Origin of the sequence: Streptomyces sp. NPDC005408 (assembly GCF_040606445.1) — a bacterium.
GTDB lineage: Bacteria > Actinomycetota > Actinomycetes > Streptomycetales > Streptomycetaceae > Streptomyces.
Genome location: NZ_JBEXEX010000001.1, coordinates 304,206 through 320,769, shown reverse-complemented (window position 1 = coordinate 320,769; position 16,564 = coordinate 304,206). Strand labels below are relative to the sequence as shown.

Sequence of the window (16,564 nt, the reverse complement as noted above, 5' to 3'; positions counted from 1 at the left end):
GTCTGGCCGCGCGGGCGTGGAGGGCGTTCGTCATGTAACGGGGCTCTGCCCCGGACCCCGCGCCTCAGACGCCGGCGGGGCTGAACGTCCGCCGGTCCGCGGCGGAAGGTCAAACCTGTCCGGAGACGGAGGACGATCCGGCCACCGGCCGATCGGACGCGGCCGGTTCCGCCGCCGTCGGGCGGATGTTCCGCAGACGCCCCGTACGCGTACACGCACCCTGCCAGCGCCAGGTCCGACAGCAGCATGAAGCCGATCGAGTACGAGTTCTTCGCGCTGTAGATCGCGCCCATCACGAGCGGGGGCACAAAGCCGCCGAGACCGCCCACCGCGCCGACGATCCCGGTGACGCTGCCCACCTGAGGCTGCGGCGTCACCTGGGCAACCAGGGCGAAGACGCTGCGGCTCGCGGTGCCGAGGCCCGCCGCCATGCACAGCAGGCAGATCGTGCCGCCCGGGTTCAGCTTCGGGTCGAAGGCCTGGACGATCGCCACCAGGGCCACGAAACCCAGCGCGGCCGCGGTCACCAGGGCCGGGTGGACACGGTCCGAGAGCCACCCGCCGAACGGCCGGAACGCCACGGTCACCAGCGCGAACCCGGCCGCCTTGGTCCCCGCGTCCGTCGGGTCCAGCTAGTACCAGGTCTTCAGATACGTCGGCAGATAGACGCCGAACGCGACGATCCCGCCGAAGCCGATCGCGTACAGAGCCGACAACTCCCACGTCACCCGCAGCCGCCCGGCCTGCCCCAGCCGGGAGCCCAGTGAGGCGGTCGGCACGCGCCGGTCGGGCCGGTCGGTGATCAGCAGCGCCGCGAGCACCGCGAACACGCCCAGCGCGATCGCGACGACGATGAAGGGCAGGTTCTCGCCGTGCTTGGCCATGCGGGGCGTGAAGTAGCCGGACAGCGCCACGCCGCCCATGCCCATGCCGAAGACGCCGATCGCGAAGCCCCTTCTGGCGGGCGGGAACCAGGAGTTGACCAAGGGAACGCCGATCGCGAACGTCGTACCGCCGAGCCCGAGCAGAAAGCCGACCACGAGCATCAGGCCGTACGAGTCACGTGCCGGGATCAGCAGCAGTACGGGCACGATCGTGAGCGCCGAGATCAGCGGGAACATCAGCTTCGCGCCGTACCGGTCGGTGAGCGCACCCACCGGGATCCGGCCCAGCGAGCCGACGAGCACCGGCACGGCGACGAGCAGCGACTGCTGGAAGGAGCTCAGCCCGAGCCGGTCCTTGTAGTCGCTGCCCAGCGGCGCGATCAGGTCCCAGGCCCAGAAGGTGAGGGTGAAACCGACCGTGGCCACGGCGAGATTGCGGTACGCGGTGGGGGAGGGCTTGGCGGCGGTGTCCACACGGTCAGTCAAGGGCGGCGGCGGTGCACGGGCGCGCCCAGTTGCTCCATACGGCTGACACGGCCGAAGGCGGTTACGGCAGCGGCAGCGCCACCCGTACCGCGTACAACGCCACCAGTCCGTACCCGATCCGGAAGGTCCATGCCCGGGCGGTGTCCGAGATCCGTGTGCCCGCGAACCCGCTGGCCGCGACCAGCAGTTGCTGCCAGAGGAGCGAGGCGGCGAACACCGCGCCGACGAACACCGCCCCGGCCGCGCCCGTGCTCAGCGTCGCTCCCTGCGCGGTGGTCAGCGCGGCGAAGTACAGCGCCGTGGTGGGGTTGATCAGAGTGAGCGCGGCGAACCGGGTGAACGTCCGCACCGGCCCCGCGCCCGCGCCCCCGTCCTCCCCGGCGGGCGCCGTCTGCCGCGAGGCGATCAGCCCGCGCACCGCGATCACCGCCAGTACGGCGGCCGAGACCAGCCGGACCCAGGCCTCCACGCCGGACAGGGCGGAGGCGACGAGCGGGCCCAGTGCGGTCGCCACCGCGGCATACGCGCAGTCGACGACGGCGACCGCCGCCGCGGCGGCCACGGCTCCGCGGCGGTCGCGCATGCCCTGCTGGATGAGCAGCACGCCCACCGCCCCCACGGGCATCGCCACTCCCAGGCCCGCTGCCGCGCCCGCCATCGCCGTCGTCCACATGGTCATGGCGGACACTGTCCGGTTCCGGCTGTGGTCAACGCGGCCGGATTACGCCTCGTACTGCGACAATCGCGGTATGGATCGCCTCGACAGTGAAATCCTCGGTGTGCTGCGGGAGGATGCGCGGATCTCCTACCGCGATCTCGGCGTACGCGTCGGCCTCAGCGCCAACGCCACGGCCGAGCGGGTGCGCCGGATGCTCCGCGACGGCGTCATCCGTGGCTTCACGACGATCGTCGATCCCACCGCCGACTCCCGCGCGGCCCTCGTCGTCTTCATCGACATCACGCTCCGGCTCGACACGACGAACGAGGAGTTCGAGCGGGTGGTGCTGAAGCTGCCCGGCATCACCGAGGTGGTGCATGTGACGGGCGCGCACGACTATCTCGTACGGGCCAGAGCCGCCGACGCCGCCGAACTGGACGCGCTGCTGCGCACCCTCAAACGCGAGGCGGGCGTCGCCCAGTCCAGCACCCGGATCGCGCTGCGTGCAGCTACCGGGGGACCTGCCAGGTGACCGTCGTGCCGCGCTCCCCGCTCTCCGCTGTCCCGTCGTCCCTGACCACGAGCCGTACCCCGTCCCGCCCGTCGGGCAGCCGCACCGTCGCGTCGACATCCACCTCGATCGACGACACACCCGGCCGCCGGCGCGTCGACTCCAGCATCATCTCCGTGGCGAACAGCCGCTGGACGACGAGGTCGTGCAGATCACGGGCGATCCGGTCGCGGTCCTCGTACACCGCGAGCTGCTCCCGGTTGTGCTGCGCGTCCGCCAGTACGAGCGCGAGCGCGGCCTGGGAGGCGAACTGCGAGGCCAGCAGCCGGTCCACCGCCGTGTAGGGACGGCCGCCGCGCCGACGCGGCAGTGCGAGCGTGCCGATCAGTTTGCCGCCGCTCTGCAGCGGCAGCATCATGCTCGGCCCGAACCGGTGGCGTACCTGCGTCGTCATCCGCGGATCGGTCGCCGAGTCCTCGATGAACACCGGCTCCCCGCCGAGGAGTTGGACCAGTACCGGTGAGCCGGGCGCGATCGCCGTGCCGATCAGGTCCCCCGGATCGTCCAGGGTCGACGCGGCAACGATCTCCATGCCGCCCTCGGGGGTGGGCTGGAGCACCACCCCGGCGGAGGCGTCGGCGAGGATCCGGGCCCTCTCGGCGACCGTCATCAGCGCGTCGTCGGCGCTCTCGCCGGTGAGCAGCGCGGCCGTGACGGCCGCGGCCCCCTCGATCCAGCGCTCCCGCTGACGGGCCGTCTCGTACAGCCGGGTATTGCCGATCGCGATCCCGGCCTGCGAGGCGAACACGCGCAGCAGCGCCAGATCCTCGTCGGTGAAGGATCCGCTGCGCTTCTCGGTCAGATAGAGGTTGCCGAAGACCTCGGTGTGCACGCGGATCGGCACACCGAGGAAGGAGTGCATCGAAGGGTGACTCTCCGGCACTCCGGACGACCGGGAATCGGCCGTCAGGTCGTCGAGCAGCAGCGGCTGCGGGTTCTGGATGAGTGCGCCGATCAGTCCGGCCTGTCCGCTGGGCAGCCGGCCGATCCGCTCCCGCTCCTGGCGGGTCATCCCGGCGGTGAACAGTTCGGTGATACGGCCGCGCTCGGGGTCGACGACCCCGAGCGCGCCGTACCGCGCACCGGTCAGATCGGAGGCACTGTCGACGATGTGCTGGAGGGTGGCGCGCAGTTCGAGGTCCGTGCCGACGCTGAGCACGGCCTCCAGCAGCATCGGCAGGCCGGACGCGGTCCGGTCCGGATGGCTCACGCCGTACCCCTTACCTGTCCTCAGTCGGCCTCGGCGAGGGGATCGAGAGCCAGCGGCTGGATCTTGCCCTCGAGCATCGAACCGAGGCCCAGGATGGCGCAGATGTCGGGCCGTTCGGCGATGTGCACCGGCATGCCGGTCGCGTCGCGCAGCATCTGGTCCAGGCCCGGCAGCAGCGCGCTGCCGCCGACCATCATGATCCCGCGGTCGGCGAGATCGGCGACCAGGTCCGGCGGGCAGTCCCGCAGCACCTTGCCGATGCCGTCGAGGACGGAGGTGAGCGGGGTGTGGATGGCGTCCCGTACGGCGGCGGTGTCCACGCGCACCGAACGGGCGAGGCCGGTGGCCACGTCCCGGCCGTGGATCTCGGTCGACGTGGGGCCGTGGGGGGTCAGGCCATTGCCGTGCAGGGCGAGTTGCAGGGGCCGTACCGACTGGCTGGGCAGCATCAGTTCATGCTGGTGGCGCAGGTGCTGGATCACCGCGTGGTCGATGGCGTTGCCGCCCACCGGGATCCGCTCGGCGGTGACGATGGCGCCGAGTGAGAGCACGGCGACCTGCGTGGTCGCCGCGCCGCACACCAGGATCATGGTCGCGACGGGCTGCTCGACGGGCAGTCCGCAGCCGACGGCCGCGGCGATCAGGGTGTCCACGAGCTCGACCCGGCGGGCGCCGAGTCCGACAAGGGTCTCGACGGCGGCGCGCTGGGCGAGCGGGTCGCTGTCGTGCGGGGTGCAGGCGGCGGCGCGCAGCCGGGGCTTGCGGCGCAGCTGGCGGCGGAGCTTCTCGCCGAGAAGGTGACGGAGCATCCGCTGGGCCATCTCGATGTCGACGACGGTGCCGCCGGAGACGGGGCGGGCGACGCGGATGTAGTCGGGCGTACGGCCCGTCATCTTCTCGGCGAACGAACCGACCGCGATCAGCGCGCCGGTACGGGTGTTGACGGCGGCGACGCTCGGCTCGTCGACGACGAGCCCGGCCCCCTTCACGAAGACCCTGGTTCTCGCTGCTCCCAGGTCGACTGCGACATGGCAACGGCGCAACTGCTCAAGGCTGACGGTCACGGCGGATCCTCCCGAGTGCGGTACTTGTTCGCATCGTGCGATCGCCACGGGAGGTACGCGCGCTGGGTGAGCCGGTCGGGGGTACGGAGCTGACGACCCGCCAGATCTGCTCCGCCGTTCGGGGGGTTCCGGCCCGGGGACGCCCGCGGCCCGGCTGCCGGAAGGGGCTCAAGTGGAGCCCGTACGGCGACTGAGGACAAACCGGCTGCTGGACGGCCCGGCTAGCGCAGCCTCTGCAGCAGGCCCCACGTGAACTCCGCCACGCGCTGCTCCCCGCCCGGCAGCGTCAGCTCCAGCTGCCATCTCGTCGGGGCCGAGCCCTCCATCGGTCGGGCCGGCGGGAACGCCCTCGCCGCCTCGTCCACCGTGCACGACCACGGCTTCAGGTCGTCCTCCGTCCGCAGCGACGGGCCCGCTGCCCCCGGCGCGCGGACCAGCCACTCGTTCCACACCGCCCCGCCGTCCGCCGCCAGCACCTCGAAGCGCAGATCCGGCCAGAGCGGCAGTGGCCACAGCAGCGCGTCGCACTCCAGATCGCCGATCTTCCGCCGTACGACTTGTTCCGGCTCGCCGAGCACCGAGCGGTAGCGGGCCAGCGAGCCGCGGCTTCTCGGCGCCCGCACCATCGCCTGCCAGCGGCGGTTGGCCTCGCGCATCTCGGTGAGCGAGGCCGCCAGTTCACGGCGGGCGTCCTCGACGAGCCCCGGCTGGTGGTCGGCCATGCGGCGCAGCAGCACCAGCTGGAAGTCGCGGGGCCCGAAAGGTGCGGCAGGGGTCATGCCCGACATCCTGCCCCGCCGCCGTGATCGAACGCACCGTCAATCATGAGAAGCGACTCGCCGCTGAGGCGAAGATTCCACACAAGACCCTCACAGAGTCATTCACCGCTGGTCCCCTCCCGCCGCATAGCCTGCGGGCGCCATGGATTACTGCCACCAGTGTCGACGGCACCTCAACGGCGCTCTGGCCTGCGCAGGCTGCGGCACGCCCGTCGAGGAGCTACGGCATCACACCCCCAGTGCGCCCGCGGCGGAGCCCGTCTTCGAATTCGACGAGGTGTCCGAGCCCGTGGGCCATCGGCGTTCGCGGCGTCAGCCTCCACCCCGCCGGAAGGCTCCGGCCGGGCGCCGCGCCCGTAAGAAGCGTGGCCGGAAGGTGCTGTTCGGCACGGTCGGGCTGGTCCTCGCCGCGGGTGCGCTGAGCCTTGCCGAGCTGGCGTACGAGAGCGGGGGCGACGACGGCGCAGCCACCGCCGTCAAGGAAGAGGACAGCGTCGAGACGAGCTCCGCTCCGGAGCCGACGGACGATGTGACTCCGCAGGGTCCCGACGAGGTGACGGAAGCGCCGGTCACCTCGTCCGTTTCCCCACGCCCCAGGCGCACCGCGTCAGGCCCCGGCACGGGCGGCACTGGTACCGGAAAGCCGACCGGGACGGGGACCGGGTCCGGCTCTGTCGGCTCACCGTCCGCCTCGTCGTCCGCCGCCGACCCCTCTGGCAGTGCGCAGCCGTCGGCCTCCGGTCAGCCGTCCGCTTCGGGCTCGGCCCAGCCTCCGCCGCCCGCGGAACCGACGCCGACCCCCACTCCCACCGAGACCTGCAACAAGTTCCTCTGGTGGTGCATTTAAGAGGCCGCGGCTTCGGGGGACTACGGCACCGCGGGTGCCTGGTCGCCCAGCATCCGCTTGAGCAGGTCCCTCAGTACCGTCCGCTCCTCGTCCGAGAGCTGTGCCAGCGGCTCGCGCGCGAAGTCGAGCGACTCCCGCAGCCTCCGCGCGGTGTCCATTCCGTCCTCCGTCGGCGCGGCGAGCTTCACCCTGCGGTCGCCCGGATCGGGCCGCCGCTCCACCAGGCCCCGCGCCTCCAGCCGGTCGACGATGCCGGTGATGTTCGACGGCTCGCATTTCAGCGTCTGAGCGACCTGGCGCATGGGCAGGGGCTCAAGGGCCAGCAGTCCCAGCACCCGGGCCTGTGCCCCGGTGAGTGAATGCTTGGCCGCGGCCTGCTCGTACTCCGTGTAGTAGCGGGCCACGACGGTGCCGATGAGCTCGACGACTTCGAGGGTCAGGGGGTCTGTTCGTTCAGTGGCCATGGGCACCAGGATACCCAGTTACTTGACAACATCAAATATCCAGGCGCATGGTTGTTTCAGATGGTGAAGCTTTTTCTAGGAGGAACGCAGCATGTCCGCACTTCCCACATCCAGCCGTGAATGGCACCTGATCGCCCGTCCGCACGGCTGGCCCAAGGCTGAGGACTTCGCTCTGCGTGAGGCTCCGGTGACCGAGCCGGGCGAGGGCCGCATCCTCGTGCGCAACCACTACTTCTCGGTCGACCCGTACATGCGCGGCCGGATGAACGACGTGAAGTCGTACACCCCGCCCTTCAAGCTCGACCACCCCATGGAGGGCGGCGCGGTAGGCGAGGTCATCGCCTCGAACGCCGAGGGCTTCGCCGTCGGCGACCACGTTCTGCACGGGCTCGGCTGGCGCGAGTACGCCGAGGTGCCCGCCCAGTACGCCACCAAGGTCGACGCCTCCCTCGCTCCCCTCTCCACGTACCTCGGTGTGCTGGGCATGACCGGCCTCACCGCCTACGCCGGCCTCTTCGACGTCGCCTCCTTCAAGGAGGGCGACGCGGTCTTCGTCTCCGGCGCTGCCGGTGCGGTCGGCAGCCAGGTCGGCCAGATGGCCAAGCTCAAGGGCGCCTCCCGCGTCATCGGCTCGGCGGGCTCCGACGAGAAGGTCAAGCTCCTCGTCGAGGAGTACGGCTTCGACGCGGCGTTCAACTACAAGAACGGCCCTGTCGCGCAGCAGCTGAAGGAGTCCGCCCCCGACGGCATCGACGTCTACTTCGACAACGTCGGCGGGGACCACCTGGAGGCCGCGATCTCCTCGCTCAACGCGCACGGCCGCGCGACCATCTGCGGCATGATCGCCCAGTACAACAACACCGAGCCGACCCCCGGCCCGCGCAACCTGGCCATGGTCATCGGCAAGCGGCTGCGCCTGCAGGGCATGCTCGTCAACGACCACAAGGACCTCCAGCCGGAGTTCGTCCGTGACGTCGCGGGCTGGATCGCCTCCGGCGAGCTCAAGTACAACGAGACCGTCGTCGAGGGCATCGAGAACGGCTACGACGCGTTCCTCGGTCTGCTGCGCGGCGAGAACACCGGCAAGATGATCGTTTCGCTCACCCAGTAGTCTCGACCTCAGCCACCGCGGTCGTGGGCGCGAGCCGCGGTGAACCAGCAGGAGGAAATCTCTACATGTCCATCCAGCACTCCGACGTCCTCTACACCGCCGTCGCCACCGCGGAGAACGGCCGTGACGGCCGCGTCGCCACGCACGACGGTCAGCTCGACGTCGTCGTCAACCCGCCGAAGGAGATGGGCGGTTCCGGTGCGGGTACCAACCCGGAGCAGCTCTTCGCCGCCGGTTTCAGCGCCTGCTTCCAGGGCGCGCTGGGTGTCGTAGCGCGTCAGGAGAAGGCCGATATTTCCGGCTCGAAGGTCACCGCCGAGGTCGGTATCGGCAAGAACGACGACGGCTTCGGGATCATCGTCAAGATCTCCGCGACCATCCCGAATGTGGACGCCGCCACCGCCAAGGACCTGATCGAGAAGGCCCACCAGGTCTGCCCGTACTCCAAGGCGACCCGCGGCAACATCACGGTCGACCTCGCGGTCTGAGCACCGGCTCGTACATGAGGGCCGCACCCCGGCAGGGGTGCGGCCCTCATTGCGTCATCACCGCGTGCTCAGTGCGCGATCAGCGCCCGGCCGACCTGCGCGAACACGCCCTTGGGGTGATCGCGGAACAGCGGCTCCGTGCCGAACAGCACCACCGGCGCGCCGTTCGCGCTCACGCCGCTGACGATCGACGCCTGGCCGGCCGCGTCCTTCGGGCCTCCCTTTCCGTCCTCCCTCGTACGCCAGTGGCCCGCGACGAGCGGGTTCCCGGTGGCGTACGACTGCTCCACGCGCACCCCCGGTCCCAGGTCGGTGAACCAGAGCGGCGAGTAGACGAAGGTGTGCGGGAGCGCGCCGCCGGTGACCGGGCTGCCGGCCGCGTTGGCCACCCGGACCACGCCGTTCGCATCGCCGTTGCCCGCGACCGGCTTGGCCGCGAGCAATCCCGCGTCGGCGTTGAAGGCCGCACCTTCCGAACCGAGGCCGACGACACCGCCGCCGCCCTTGAGGAAGGCGTCCAGCGCGCCGCGGGCCGCCGGATTCAGGCTCCCGTACTCCAGACCGGTCGACACATACAGCGCATCCGTCTTCGACCAGTCGTGGCCCGCGTTGAGCGTGGCCGTCGACACCGGCTGGACCTCGAAGCCCATCTCGCGCAGCGCGAACAGTTCGCCCGCCGTCACCGCGGCGGCCACCCGGGTCCGCTTCAGCAGGGTCGTGCCCTTCTCCCTGGTCGCCGAGAAGGCCACCCCGAGACGGTCGGCGAGCACGGACGCCACGCCGCGGGCCGAGCCCGGCACCACCGCTGAGCCGTCCGCCGCCCGCCGCACCTTCACGTCCTGCGCGAGGAGCGCGTTGAGGGCCGCGATCTCCTTCGGGTCGTCGAGCCGCAGCCGCAGATCACCGAAGGGGGCCGCGTAGCCGGTCGGCGCCGCGGCATGCACCGGGCGGCCCACCACATGCAGTCCGCCCTTGACGGCCTTGTCGACCGTCGCGCCCCACAGCAGCCCGAGGCTCCAGCCCGAGATGTCATACATCGTGGAAACATCCGCACTGATGTCCCGGCCTTCGGCCAGGATCACATTGGCGATGGCCCGCTTGGACTGGTGCATGTCGACGACATACGAACCCGCCGGATAGGTGCGGCCCGCCAGCCGGAAGGGCAGCACCGCCCGCTCCACCCGTACGTCATTGGCGACCAGGTGGTCCACAAGCCGGGCCGCCGCGGTCGCGGAACGCTGTCCGCGCCCCGCCGGAATCACGTACGCGCGCGGGAACGTCGTCGTGTACACATCCTCGGGACCGATGCCCGGCACGCCCGGCACCGTCTTCTCCGACACCGGCCGCTGCGCCTCGCCCGCCGCGGCCCGCCGGAACGTCTCGATCTGGTCGGCGATCACCGAAGTGCGGTGCGTGCGTGTGTAGTCGAGCGTCGCGCGCATCGCCGCACCCGCGATGGCCGTGTTGATCCCGGCCCGCCGGCGCAGCTCGGCGACCGGCAGGGAGTCGTACTCCTCGTTGTTGACGGTCATCGGGAACTCGATGGTGTGCGCGGCGACCGCGCCCTGGAACGGCATGTACTGCGGAGTGAAGATCGGCGGCCAGTCGTCCCAGCCCTCCTGCTGGTCCCGGAAGGGGATGATCGCGGGCTCGACACCGTCCTTCGCGGGCGTGTAGCCGAGCCCGTTGACCGCTTTCTCCATCCCCAGCGCATTGGCGTAGGCGTTCTTCAGAAAGAGGTCGTACTCGTAGTTCTCGCCGTGCGGCGGAGTCGTCGGCTCGATCAGCGTGCCATTGACGTAGCCGTGCAGATCGAGCATGAGGGCAGGCTGTTTGTCGATGGCGATCTGCCGGATGGCGCGCGCCTCGGGCTGGGATCCGGTGATGAAGTCACGGTTCAGGTCGAAGCCGTTGGCATTGGTACGGGTGCCCGCGATACGGCCGTCCGGGTTGGCCGTCACATTGAGGTAGATACGGTTCTTCGAGAGCAGCTGGCGGGTCGTGCCGTCCTTGGCCTTCGCCAGCTGCTCGATGAGCTTCACGGCGGCGTCCGTGCCCTCCCACTCATTGCCGTGGATGTTGTTGTTGATGAACACCGGCGTCTTGTACGAGGCCTTGATGTGCTGGTCCTTGGCGGCTGCGGCCGGGGAGTTCTCGATTCTCTCCCGCATCCGCTCCTGCTCCCGCGCCTGCTGGGAGCTCTCGGGCGCGGTGAGGGTGACGAGATACAGATCGTGCCCGCCCGCGGACTGCCCGGCGACCTCGACACTGACCCGGTCGCCCAGCTTCTGCAGGGCGTTGAGCCGCGGTGCGAGCGAGTGGTACGGCGCGAGCCCCAGCTTGATCGACTTGTCGGCCGGGTTCACGGGCGGCACGTCGAGGCCGGTACGCCGCGGATAGCCACCGCTCTTCGCGAGCCCCGGGGCCGTGCCGGTACCGGTCCGCAGCGCGTTGACGGCGGCCGCGAGGGGAGTCTTCGCGACCGTCGTGTCGCGCCCGCTCCCTTCGCGTACGGGATTTGGGCGCGGGCTGTCGTGGCCGGGAGCGGCTGCCGCCGACAGGGGGGCGATCAGCAGGGCCCCGGCGACAACGGCGGTGCCAGTGGTCGTGAGAAGAGGTCTGAGGAGTGCCATGAATGGAGGGTCTACCCTGTCGGGGCCATGGCAACAAGAGTGCCACGAGGGGACGTTGGTGCCTCAGAGGTCCGGCCCGGCCCTGGCCCTGACCCGGCTCCGGCCCCGGCTCCGCCGTGTGCTGTCGGTCCTCGCCGGGCGCCGGCAGGCATCCCGATAGGGTGACCCCCATGCGTGATCTTGGGGTGGGCTTCGGCTATCTGATGAAGGGACAGCGCTGGGTCGGCGGGCACGGCCGGTGGTTCGGCTTCGGGCTGCTGCCAGGGCTTGTGACCCTGGTGCTGTACGCGGCCGCGCTGGTCGGTCTCGGCTACGGCGCCGACGATGTGACCGCGTGGGCGACGCCGTTCGCCGACGACTGGACCTCGCCCTGGCAGGGCCTGTTCCGGGGCTTCCTGACCGTGCTCGTCTTCGGCTTCGGGCTGTTCACCGCGGTGATCACCTTCACCGCGGTGACGCTCCTGATCGGCCAGCCCTTCTACGAGTCGCTCTCCGAGCAGGTCGACCGCAGCGAGGGCGGAGACGTGCCGCAGTCCGGTCTGCCGCTCTGGCGGGAACTGTGGATCTCCGCACGCGACTCCCTGCGGGTCCTGGCGCGCGTCGTGCTCTACGGCGTCGTGCTCTTCGGCCTCGGCTTCATCCCGGTCGTCGGCCAGACCGTGGTCCCGGTGATCGGCTTCTGCGTCTCGGGGTTCTTCCTGGCGGAAGAGCTCACCGCGGTCGCGCTCCAGCGTCGCGGCATTGAACTGAAGGAGCGCCTCACCCTGCTCAGGGGCCGCAGACTGCTCACCCTCGGCTTCGGGGTCCCGCTCGCCCTGGCTTTCCTGGTGCCGTTCGTGGCGGTGTTCCTGATGCCGGGGGCGGTGGCGGGAGCGACGCTGCTGGTGCGGGACTTGGTGGCGCCGCCGGACGAGCCGGGCGGGCCGGACCCGGGCGCCCGCGCGCCGTTCAGCCTGAACAAGGACTAGGCGGCCGTCCGGGGGGCGGAGCCCCAGTTCGGAAGCTCCGCCACCGCCAGCCCCGGCGACTCCGCGCCCGCGTCGGCGCGCACCCCACCGTCCGGGCCCCAGATCGCGCTGCCGCCCCCGCATTCGCCGACCTCATTCCGTCCGACCGGGTTGGCCAGGACCACATACAGGCCGTTGTCCCTGGCTCGGACGGGGTAGACCACGTCGAACGAGTCGTTCCCCACCTCGAGCGCCGAACTCGCCACATACACCCGGCAGTCGTCGGCGCGGGCCCGCTCCGCAAGCTCCGGGAAGCGGTTGTCGTAACAGATCGCCAGCGCGAACCGTACGCCGTCGAGAGTGAACCGGCCGTCCTCGGTGCCCGCCTCGAAGAGGTCGAGCTCGTCGCCGTGCAGATGCAGCTTGTCGTAACGGGTGAGCAGTTCGCCGTCCGGGCCGACGACGAGCGAGGCGATGGTGGGCCGCCCGCCGGGCGTGCGCGCCGCGCAGTTGACCACGGCGGCGGCAGACGTGGCGCGGCAGGCATTCCTGACCGGCTCCAGACGCGGATCGTCCTGCGCCACACAGAGCCCCGGGTCGTCGGCGATCAGCTTCAGCTCGTACCCCGTCACCGCCAGTTCGGGGAAGACGACGAGCCGGGCGCCCTGCCCGGACGCCGCACGGATCAGATCGGCCATGGAGCGGACATTTGCCTCGATGTCGCCCGGTACGGGTGTGAACTGCGCTGCCGCTATCTTCATGCGCCCATTATCGGACACGGTCTCCCCCAGCTGGCGTGCTGAGGGAGACCGTTGCAGGCGGCCTCAGCTCACAGAGAGTGCCGTGTCGTCGACGACGAACGACGTCTGAAGCTGCGAGCCTTCCGTGCCGGTGAACTTGAGCGTGACGCTCTGCCCGGCGTACGCGCCGAGGCTGAAGCTGCGCTGGCTGTAGCCGCTCGCCGCGTTGAGGTTGGAGTACGTGGCGAGCGTGGCCAGGACCGTGCCGCTGCTGTTCAGGACCTGGACCTTGAGGGTGTCGTAGGCCGTGCTCGTGGTGGTCTCGGCCGTGTCGACGTGCAGATGGAAGCTGAACGCGGCGGCCGTGCAGCTCGCGGGGATGGTCACCGACTGGGACAGGGTGTCGGTGTGGGCGGAGCCGTAGCCGTTCAGCCATGCCTTGTAGGAGCCGGTACGGGCGGCCTCACCGGCGTCGGTGGTGATGACGCCGCTGCTGGCGGACCAGGAGGTGGCGCCGGACTCGAAACCGGGGTTGGCGAGCAGCTGGGCGGCGGTGCAGGTGCCGCCGCCGCCTCCTCCGCCGGTGCCGCCGGCGAGCCACTGGGTGGCGTTGAGGGCGAGGGCGGCGTTGGTGCCCGCCGTGTCGTTCCAGCCGTCGTAGAGGGTGTTGCCGGACTGGCCGGTGCCGTCGTCGATGGGTGAACTGTCGCCCCAGACCGCGACCCGGCCGCTGCCGAAGGTGCTGGTGGCGAAGAAGGCGCCGGTGTTTCCGGAGTAACCGGTGCGGTAGACAAGGCCCTTGACGGCGGGGTTGTCGGCCGGCTTGAGGGTGACGGTCGTACCGCTGCGGATGATGCTGCCGGTGACCTTGCCGAAGGAGCCGTTGAGCACCGGGTTGGTGGTGTCGCTGATGGCGCGAGGATTGTCCGTGCTGACGCTGAGGGTGTCCACGGAGAAGCCGAACGGATCGGTGCTGTCGACGCTGTTGTTGCTCATCAGGTCGTTGATGACCTCGACGGCGTCGTAGCCGTCGTTGTTGCGGTCGGCGCCGGTGTGGTCGGAGACGAGGAAGAGCCCGCCGCCGTTCTGCACGAACTTCATGACGGCTGTCTTCTCCGCCGCGCTGAGCAGGATGTTCGGCTCGGGCAGCACGAAGGTGTCGAAGTTCTGCAGGTCGAGGGCGCCGGTGGTGCCATAGGTGATGCTGTTGCCCGAAGGCAGCGTCTTGAGCTGGTAGTTGCCGGTCTTCTGCAGCGCGACACCCCAGGCGGAGATGGCGCCGGTCCAGTCGGTCTCCGCGGAGGGCGTCGCGTCCTGCCCCAGCGGGTCGGGCTGGCTGGTACCGATGATCCAGTCGGCGTTGCCGGCGGTCTCGGCCTTGGTGTTGTCGAAGAGAATCCGGTGGGGGGTGGCGGCGGCGGGAGCGGGGGCCGCGGCGGCGGCCTGGACGGCGGTCGCGGCGACGAGGGCGCCGAAGACGCCGAGAGCGCTGACGATGCCACGTCTGCGGCGTGTGGGGGTTCTGGATCCAAGCATCCGGCAGTACCTCCGTGGGGAGTGGGAGAGGCGGTGCGGGCGCCGATTCTTCGCGCGTAGAACAGCGTGCGGCGAACAGCGGAACCAAGCGCGCTTGAACGGTACATGGCGACACGGCGCCCAACAATCCCGAACGGCCCGTTGCAGCCGGGACTTTGGGCGGGCGGCCTGTACGTACGCCTGCGGCCCGCTCGCCGCAGGCGTACCCCCAGCCGTCGTCAGTCGGACGACTCCGCCGCCACGCGGATGATCGACCGGACCTGGGCGATGATGTCCAGGCGATTCCGGACGAACTCCGGGTCCGTGATCTCCGTCGTGTTGCCCGCGCCGAACTCCAGTACCGGCGTGTGCACATGGCCTCCCGGGATCTTCAGCCCCAGCCGGTCCCGCAGCAGCGTCGCCCGGTAGGCGATCTCGTTCGAGAGGTAGTTGCCGCCGCCCCCGGAGCGCGCCGTCGAGCCCGGCGTCGGTCCTTCGGGGCGGACCACAGGGTCCGTGCCGCCCGAGGGGATCTCCGTCACCGTCGTGTTGTCGTACACCGGGAAGCGTCCCGTCGGGCCCGCCACAATCGCCTTGTACGGAAGCGTCGTCGTCGTCCACTGGGGCTGCGACGCCGGGTCGTCGACCGGCACCGTCTCCGTACGCGAGACGTTCTCGTTGTCGCCGAAGCCGCCCCGCCACGCGCCGTTCGTGCGCTCGATGTCGATACGGCCCACCCGGCCCTGGCTCACCGTCGTGAACAGATCGGCCTTCGGGAGCTGCGGGCGCAGCGTCCGCTCGACCGTGCCGTCCGCGAAGTCCTGCCAGCGCACAGGGAAGACCGCCGTCTCGATCCTCGCGGGGCCGTCCGCCGTACGGATCCAGGTGCCGTCCAGCGCCAGCGCCGTCGCCCCGGACGGGTTGCTGATCCGGATGTCACGGTCCAGCGTGAACGGGTCGAAGCCCGTCATCACAATGCGCTTGATGCCCTTGCCCGCAGGGAGGTTCATCGAGTCCTGGCCCCGCGACGAGCGCTCAAGACGGTCGAGCAGCCGCGCCCGCTGCGCGTCGGAGAGCCCGAACTCCGGCTGCCACTGCCGCAGTTCGCGGGTCATGCCGAGCCGCGCCCAGTACAGCGGCCGGTCGTCGTCCCGGCTGAGATCACCACGCGCCGGGCCCCGGCCCTGCGCACGGTCGACGGCCCTGTCCCACAGCTGTGAGCCCTGGCGTACGACGGCCCGCTCGGCCTGCCGGTACGACCCCGCCCCCGCCAGCGCATCCGCGAACCGCGGTGCCACGGCGTCGAATCCGCTGCGCCGAAGGATCTCCTGGGGCACGGCCCGGTCGAGCCGCTGCTCCTCCACGGTGGGTGGTGGAGCCGGTGCGGGATCGGCCGCGGCAAGAGGTGAGCCGGCAAGGGTGAGGGTGACGAGGGCGGCGCCAACTACGTGCAGGCGGACGCGTATCCGGGACACGGGATTCCTTCCGTCGGGTGGCGGAAGTATCCCCGCCGCCCCACCACCGTGGCCAGTACGTCACTCCGGCCGCGCAGGCCCCAAAAGCCTCAGGAAGTCCCGGAACGCCTCCGGCATGTCCACCGCCTCCGGATCCAGCAGCCATTGGTACTGCAGTCCGTCCATCACCGCTGCCAGCAGCGGCGCGGCCCGCTCCGGTGTGAGACCGCCCGGCAGTTTCTCGCCGTACTCCGTGCGCAGCATCCCGGCCAGTTCCTGCCGCACCTGCGCATAGCGCTGGGTGAAGAACTCCCTCGCCGGATGGTCCTCGGTCACGCTCTCGCCGAGCAGCGCCGAGAAGGTCTGCACAATCCCCGGCCGCATCGCGTTGTACTCGACCAGCGAGCCGAGCAGTTCCATCCGCCAGCTTCCCCCGGAGCCGCCCCCGGTGTCCCACTGGTCGCGCTCCTCCAGTACGGCGACGAGCAGCGCCTCCTTGGTCGGGAAGTAGTGGAGGAGTCCCTGCTGGGTGAGTCCGACCCGCTCGGCGACCGCGCCCAGCGACGCACCGCGGTAGCCGCGCTCGGCGATCACTTCGAGCGCGGCGCGGAGAATCTCCGCCCGTCTCTCCTCACTTCTGGCCCTGGCCATCCCCGTCGGTCCCTTTCCTCGGTCCGTACCGAAAGGACCGTACGATATCAGTGGATCACGAA

General features: G+C 70.5%; 15 protein-coding genes and 1 pseudogene. 5 read left to right on the top strand and 11 right to left on the bottom strand.

Going from position 1 to position 16,564, the window contains the following annotated elements; all coding sequences use genetic code 11:
• Nucleotides 1-200: 200 nt before the first annotated feature.
• Nucleotides 201-1,370 (bottom strand): annotated as a pseudogene (locus ABZS64_RS01370) (MFS transporter); the annotation flags it as partial.
• A gap of 61 nt (nt 1,371-1,431) precedes the next feature.
• Entirely contained in the window at nt 1,432-2,049 is a 618-nt protein-coding gene (locus ABZS64_RS01365; RefSeq protein WP_355821823.1) for a LysE family transporter, read from the bottom strand.
• A 70-nt stretch (nt 2,050-2,119) separates the two neighbouring features.
• Here ABZS64_RS01365 and ABZS64_RS01360 point away from each other — a divergent pair, with 70 nt between their 5' ends.
• Nucleotides 2,120-2,560 (top strand): Lrp/AsnC ligand binding domain-containing protein, encoded by a 441-nt coding sequence (locus tag ABZS64_RS01360; RefSeq protein WP_355821821.1) that lies wholly within the window; start codon nt 2,120-2,122, stop codon nt 2,558-2,560.
• Here the strand turns inward: ABZS64_RS01360 and ABZS64_RS01355 are convergent.
• The 3 genes from ABZS64_RS01355 to ABZS64_RS01345 form a co-directional block, all read right to left on the bottom strand.
• Entirely contained in the window at nt 2,538-3,773 is a 1,236-nt protein-coding gene (locus tag ABZS64_RS01355) for a GAF domain-containing protein (RefSeq protein ID WP_355822094.1), read from the bottom strand. The two genes, ABZS64_RS01360 and ABZS64_RS01355, sit on opposite strands and share 23 nt — an antisense overlap.
• A 56-nt stretch (nt 3,774-3,829) precedes the next feature.
• Nucleotides 3,830-4,873, bottom strand: a complete 1,044-nt coding sequence (locus ABZS64_RS01350; RefSeq protein ID WP_355821819.1) for a rod shape-determining protein — start codon at nt 4,871-4,873, stop codon at nt 3,830-3,832.
• A 221-nt stretch (nt 4,874-5,094) separates the two neighbouring features.
• Nucleotides 5,095-5,661, bottom strand: coding sequence for a hypothetical protein (locus tag ABZS64_RS01345; RefSeq protein WP_355821817.1), 567 nt, complete (start codon nt 5,659-5,661; stop codon nt 5,095-5,097).
• A 133-nt stretch (nt 5,662-5,794) separates the two neighbouring features.
• Here ABZS64_RS01345 and ABZS64_RS01340 point away from each other — a divergent pair, with 133 nt between their 5' ends.
• On the top strand, nt 5,795-6,499 hold the full coding sequence (locus ABZS64_RS01340) for a hypothetical protein (RefSeq protein ID WP_355821815.1): 705 nt from the start codon (nt 5,795-5,797) through the stop codon (nt 6,497-6,499).
• A gap of 20 nt (nt 6,500-6,519) precedes the next feature.
• Here ABZS64_RS01340 and ABZS64_RS01335 read toward each other — a convergent pair whose 3' ends face one another.
• Nucleotides 6,520-6,963, bottom strand: coding sequence for a MarR family transcriptional regulator (locus ABZS64_RS01335; protein WP_355821813.1), 444 nt, complete (start codon nt 6,961-6,963; stop codon nt 6,520-6,522).
• Between the two features lie 91 nt (nt 6,964-7,054).
• Between ABZS64_RS01335 and ABZS64_RS01330 the strand changes: the two genes are divergently transcribed.
• Entirely contained in the window at nt 7,055-8,074 is a 1,020-nt protein-coding gene (locus ABZS64_RS01330) for an NADP-dependent oxidoreductase (RefSeq protein ID WP_355821811.1), read from the top strand.
• A gap of 65 nt (nt 8,075-8,139) precedes the next feature.
• The gene (locus tag ABZS64_RS01325) at nt 8,140-8,562 is read left to right on the top strand and encodes an organic hydroperoxide resistance protein (protein WP_355821809.1); all 423 of its coding nucleotides are present in this window, start codon (nt 8,140-8,142) and stop codon (nt 8,560-8,562) included.
• Nucleotides 8,563-8,630: 68 nt separating this feature from the next.
• Here the strand turns inward: ABZS64_RS01325 and ABZS64_RS01320 are convergent, their stop codons facing one another.
• On the bottom strand, nt 8,631-11,195 hold the full coding sequence (locus ABZS64_RS01320) for a M14 family zinc carboxypeptidase (RefSeq protein WP_355821807.1): 2,565 nt from the start codon (nt 11,193-11,195) through the stop codon (nt 8,631-8,633).
• Nucleotides 11,196-11,365: 170 nt separating this feature from the next.
• Here ABZS64_RS01320 and ABZS64_RS01315 point away from each other — a divergent pair, with 170 nt between their 5' ends.
• Complete coding sequence (locus ABZS64_RS01315) at nt 11,366-12,163, top strand: EI24 domain-containing protein (protein WP_355821805.1); 798 nt, start codon at nt 11,366-11,368, stop codon at nt 12,161-12,163.
• Here ABZS64_RS01315 and ABZS64_RS01310 read toward each other — a convergent pair.
• The 4 genes from ABZS64_RS01310 to ABZS64_RS01295 form a co-directional block, all read right to left on the bottom strand.
• The gene (locus ABZS64_RS01310) at nt 12,160-12,903 is read right to left on the bottom strand and encodes a carbon-nitrogen hydrolase family protein (RefSeq protein ID WP_355821803.1); all 744 of its coding nucleotides are present in this window, start codon (nt 12,901-12,903) and stop codon (nt 12,160-12,162) included. The genes ABZS64_RS01315 and ABZS64_RS01310 overlap by 4 nt on opposite strands.
• Before the next feature lie 63 nt (nt 12,904-12,966).
• Nucleotides 12,967-14,418, bottom strand: a complete 1,452-nt coding sequence (locus tag ABZS64_RS01305) for a hydrolase (protein WP_355821801.1) — start codon at nt 14,416-14,418, stop codon at nt 12,967-12,969.
• 218 nt (nt 14,419-14,636) lie between these two features.
• The gene (locus ABZS64_RS01300; protein ID WP_355821799.1) at nt 14,637-15,872 is read right to left on the bottom strand and encodes a pyroglutamyl peptidase; all 1,236 of its coding nucleotides are present in this window, start codon (nt 15,870-15,872) and stop codon (nt 14,637-14,639) included.
• Between the two features lie 60 nt (nt 15,873-15,932).
• A complete protein-coding gene (locus ABZS64_RS01295; RefSeq protein ID WP_355821797.1) occupies nt 15,933-16,502 on the bottom strand; it encodes a TetR/AcrR family transcriptional regulator in 570 nt (189 codons plus the stop codon).
• Nucleotides 16,503-16,564: the final 62 nt, after the last annotated feature.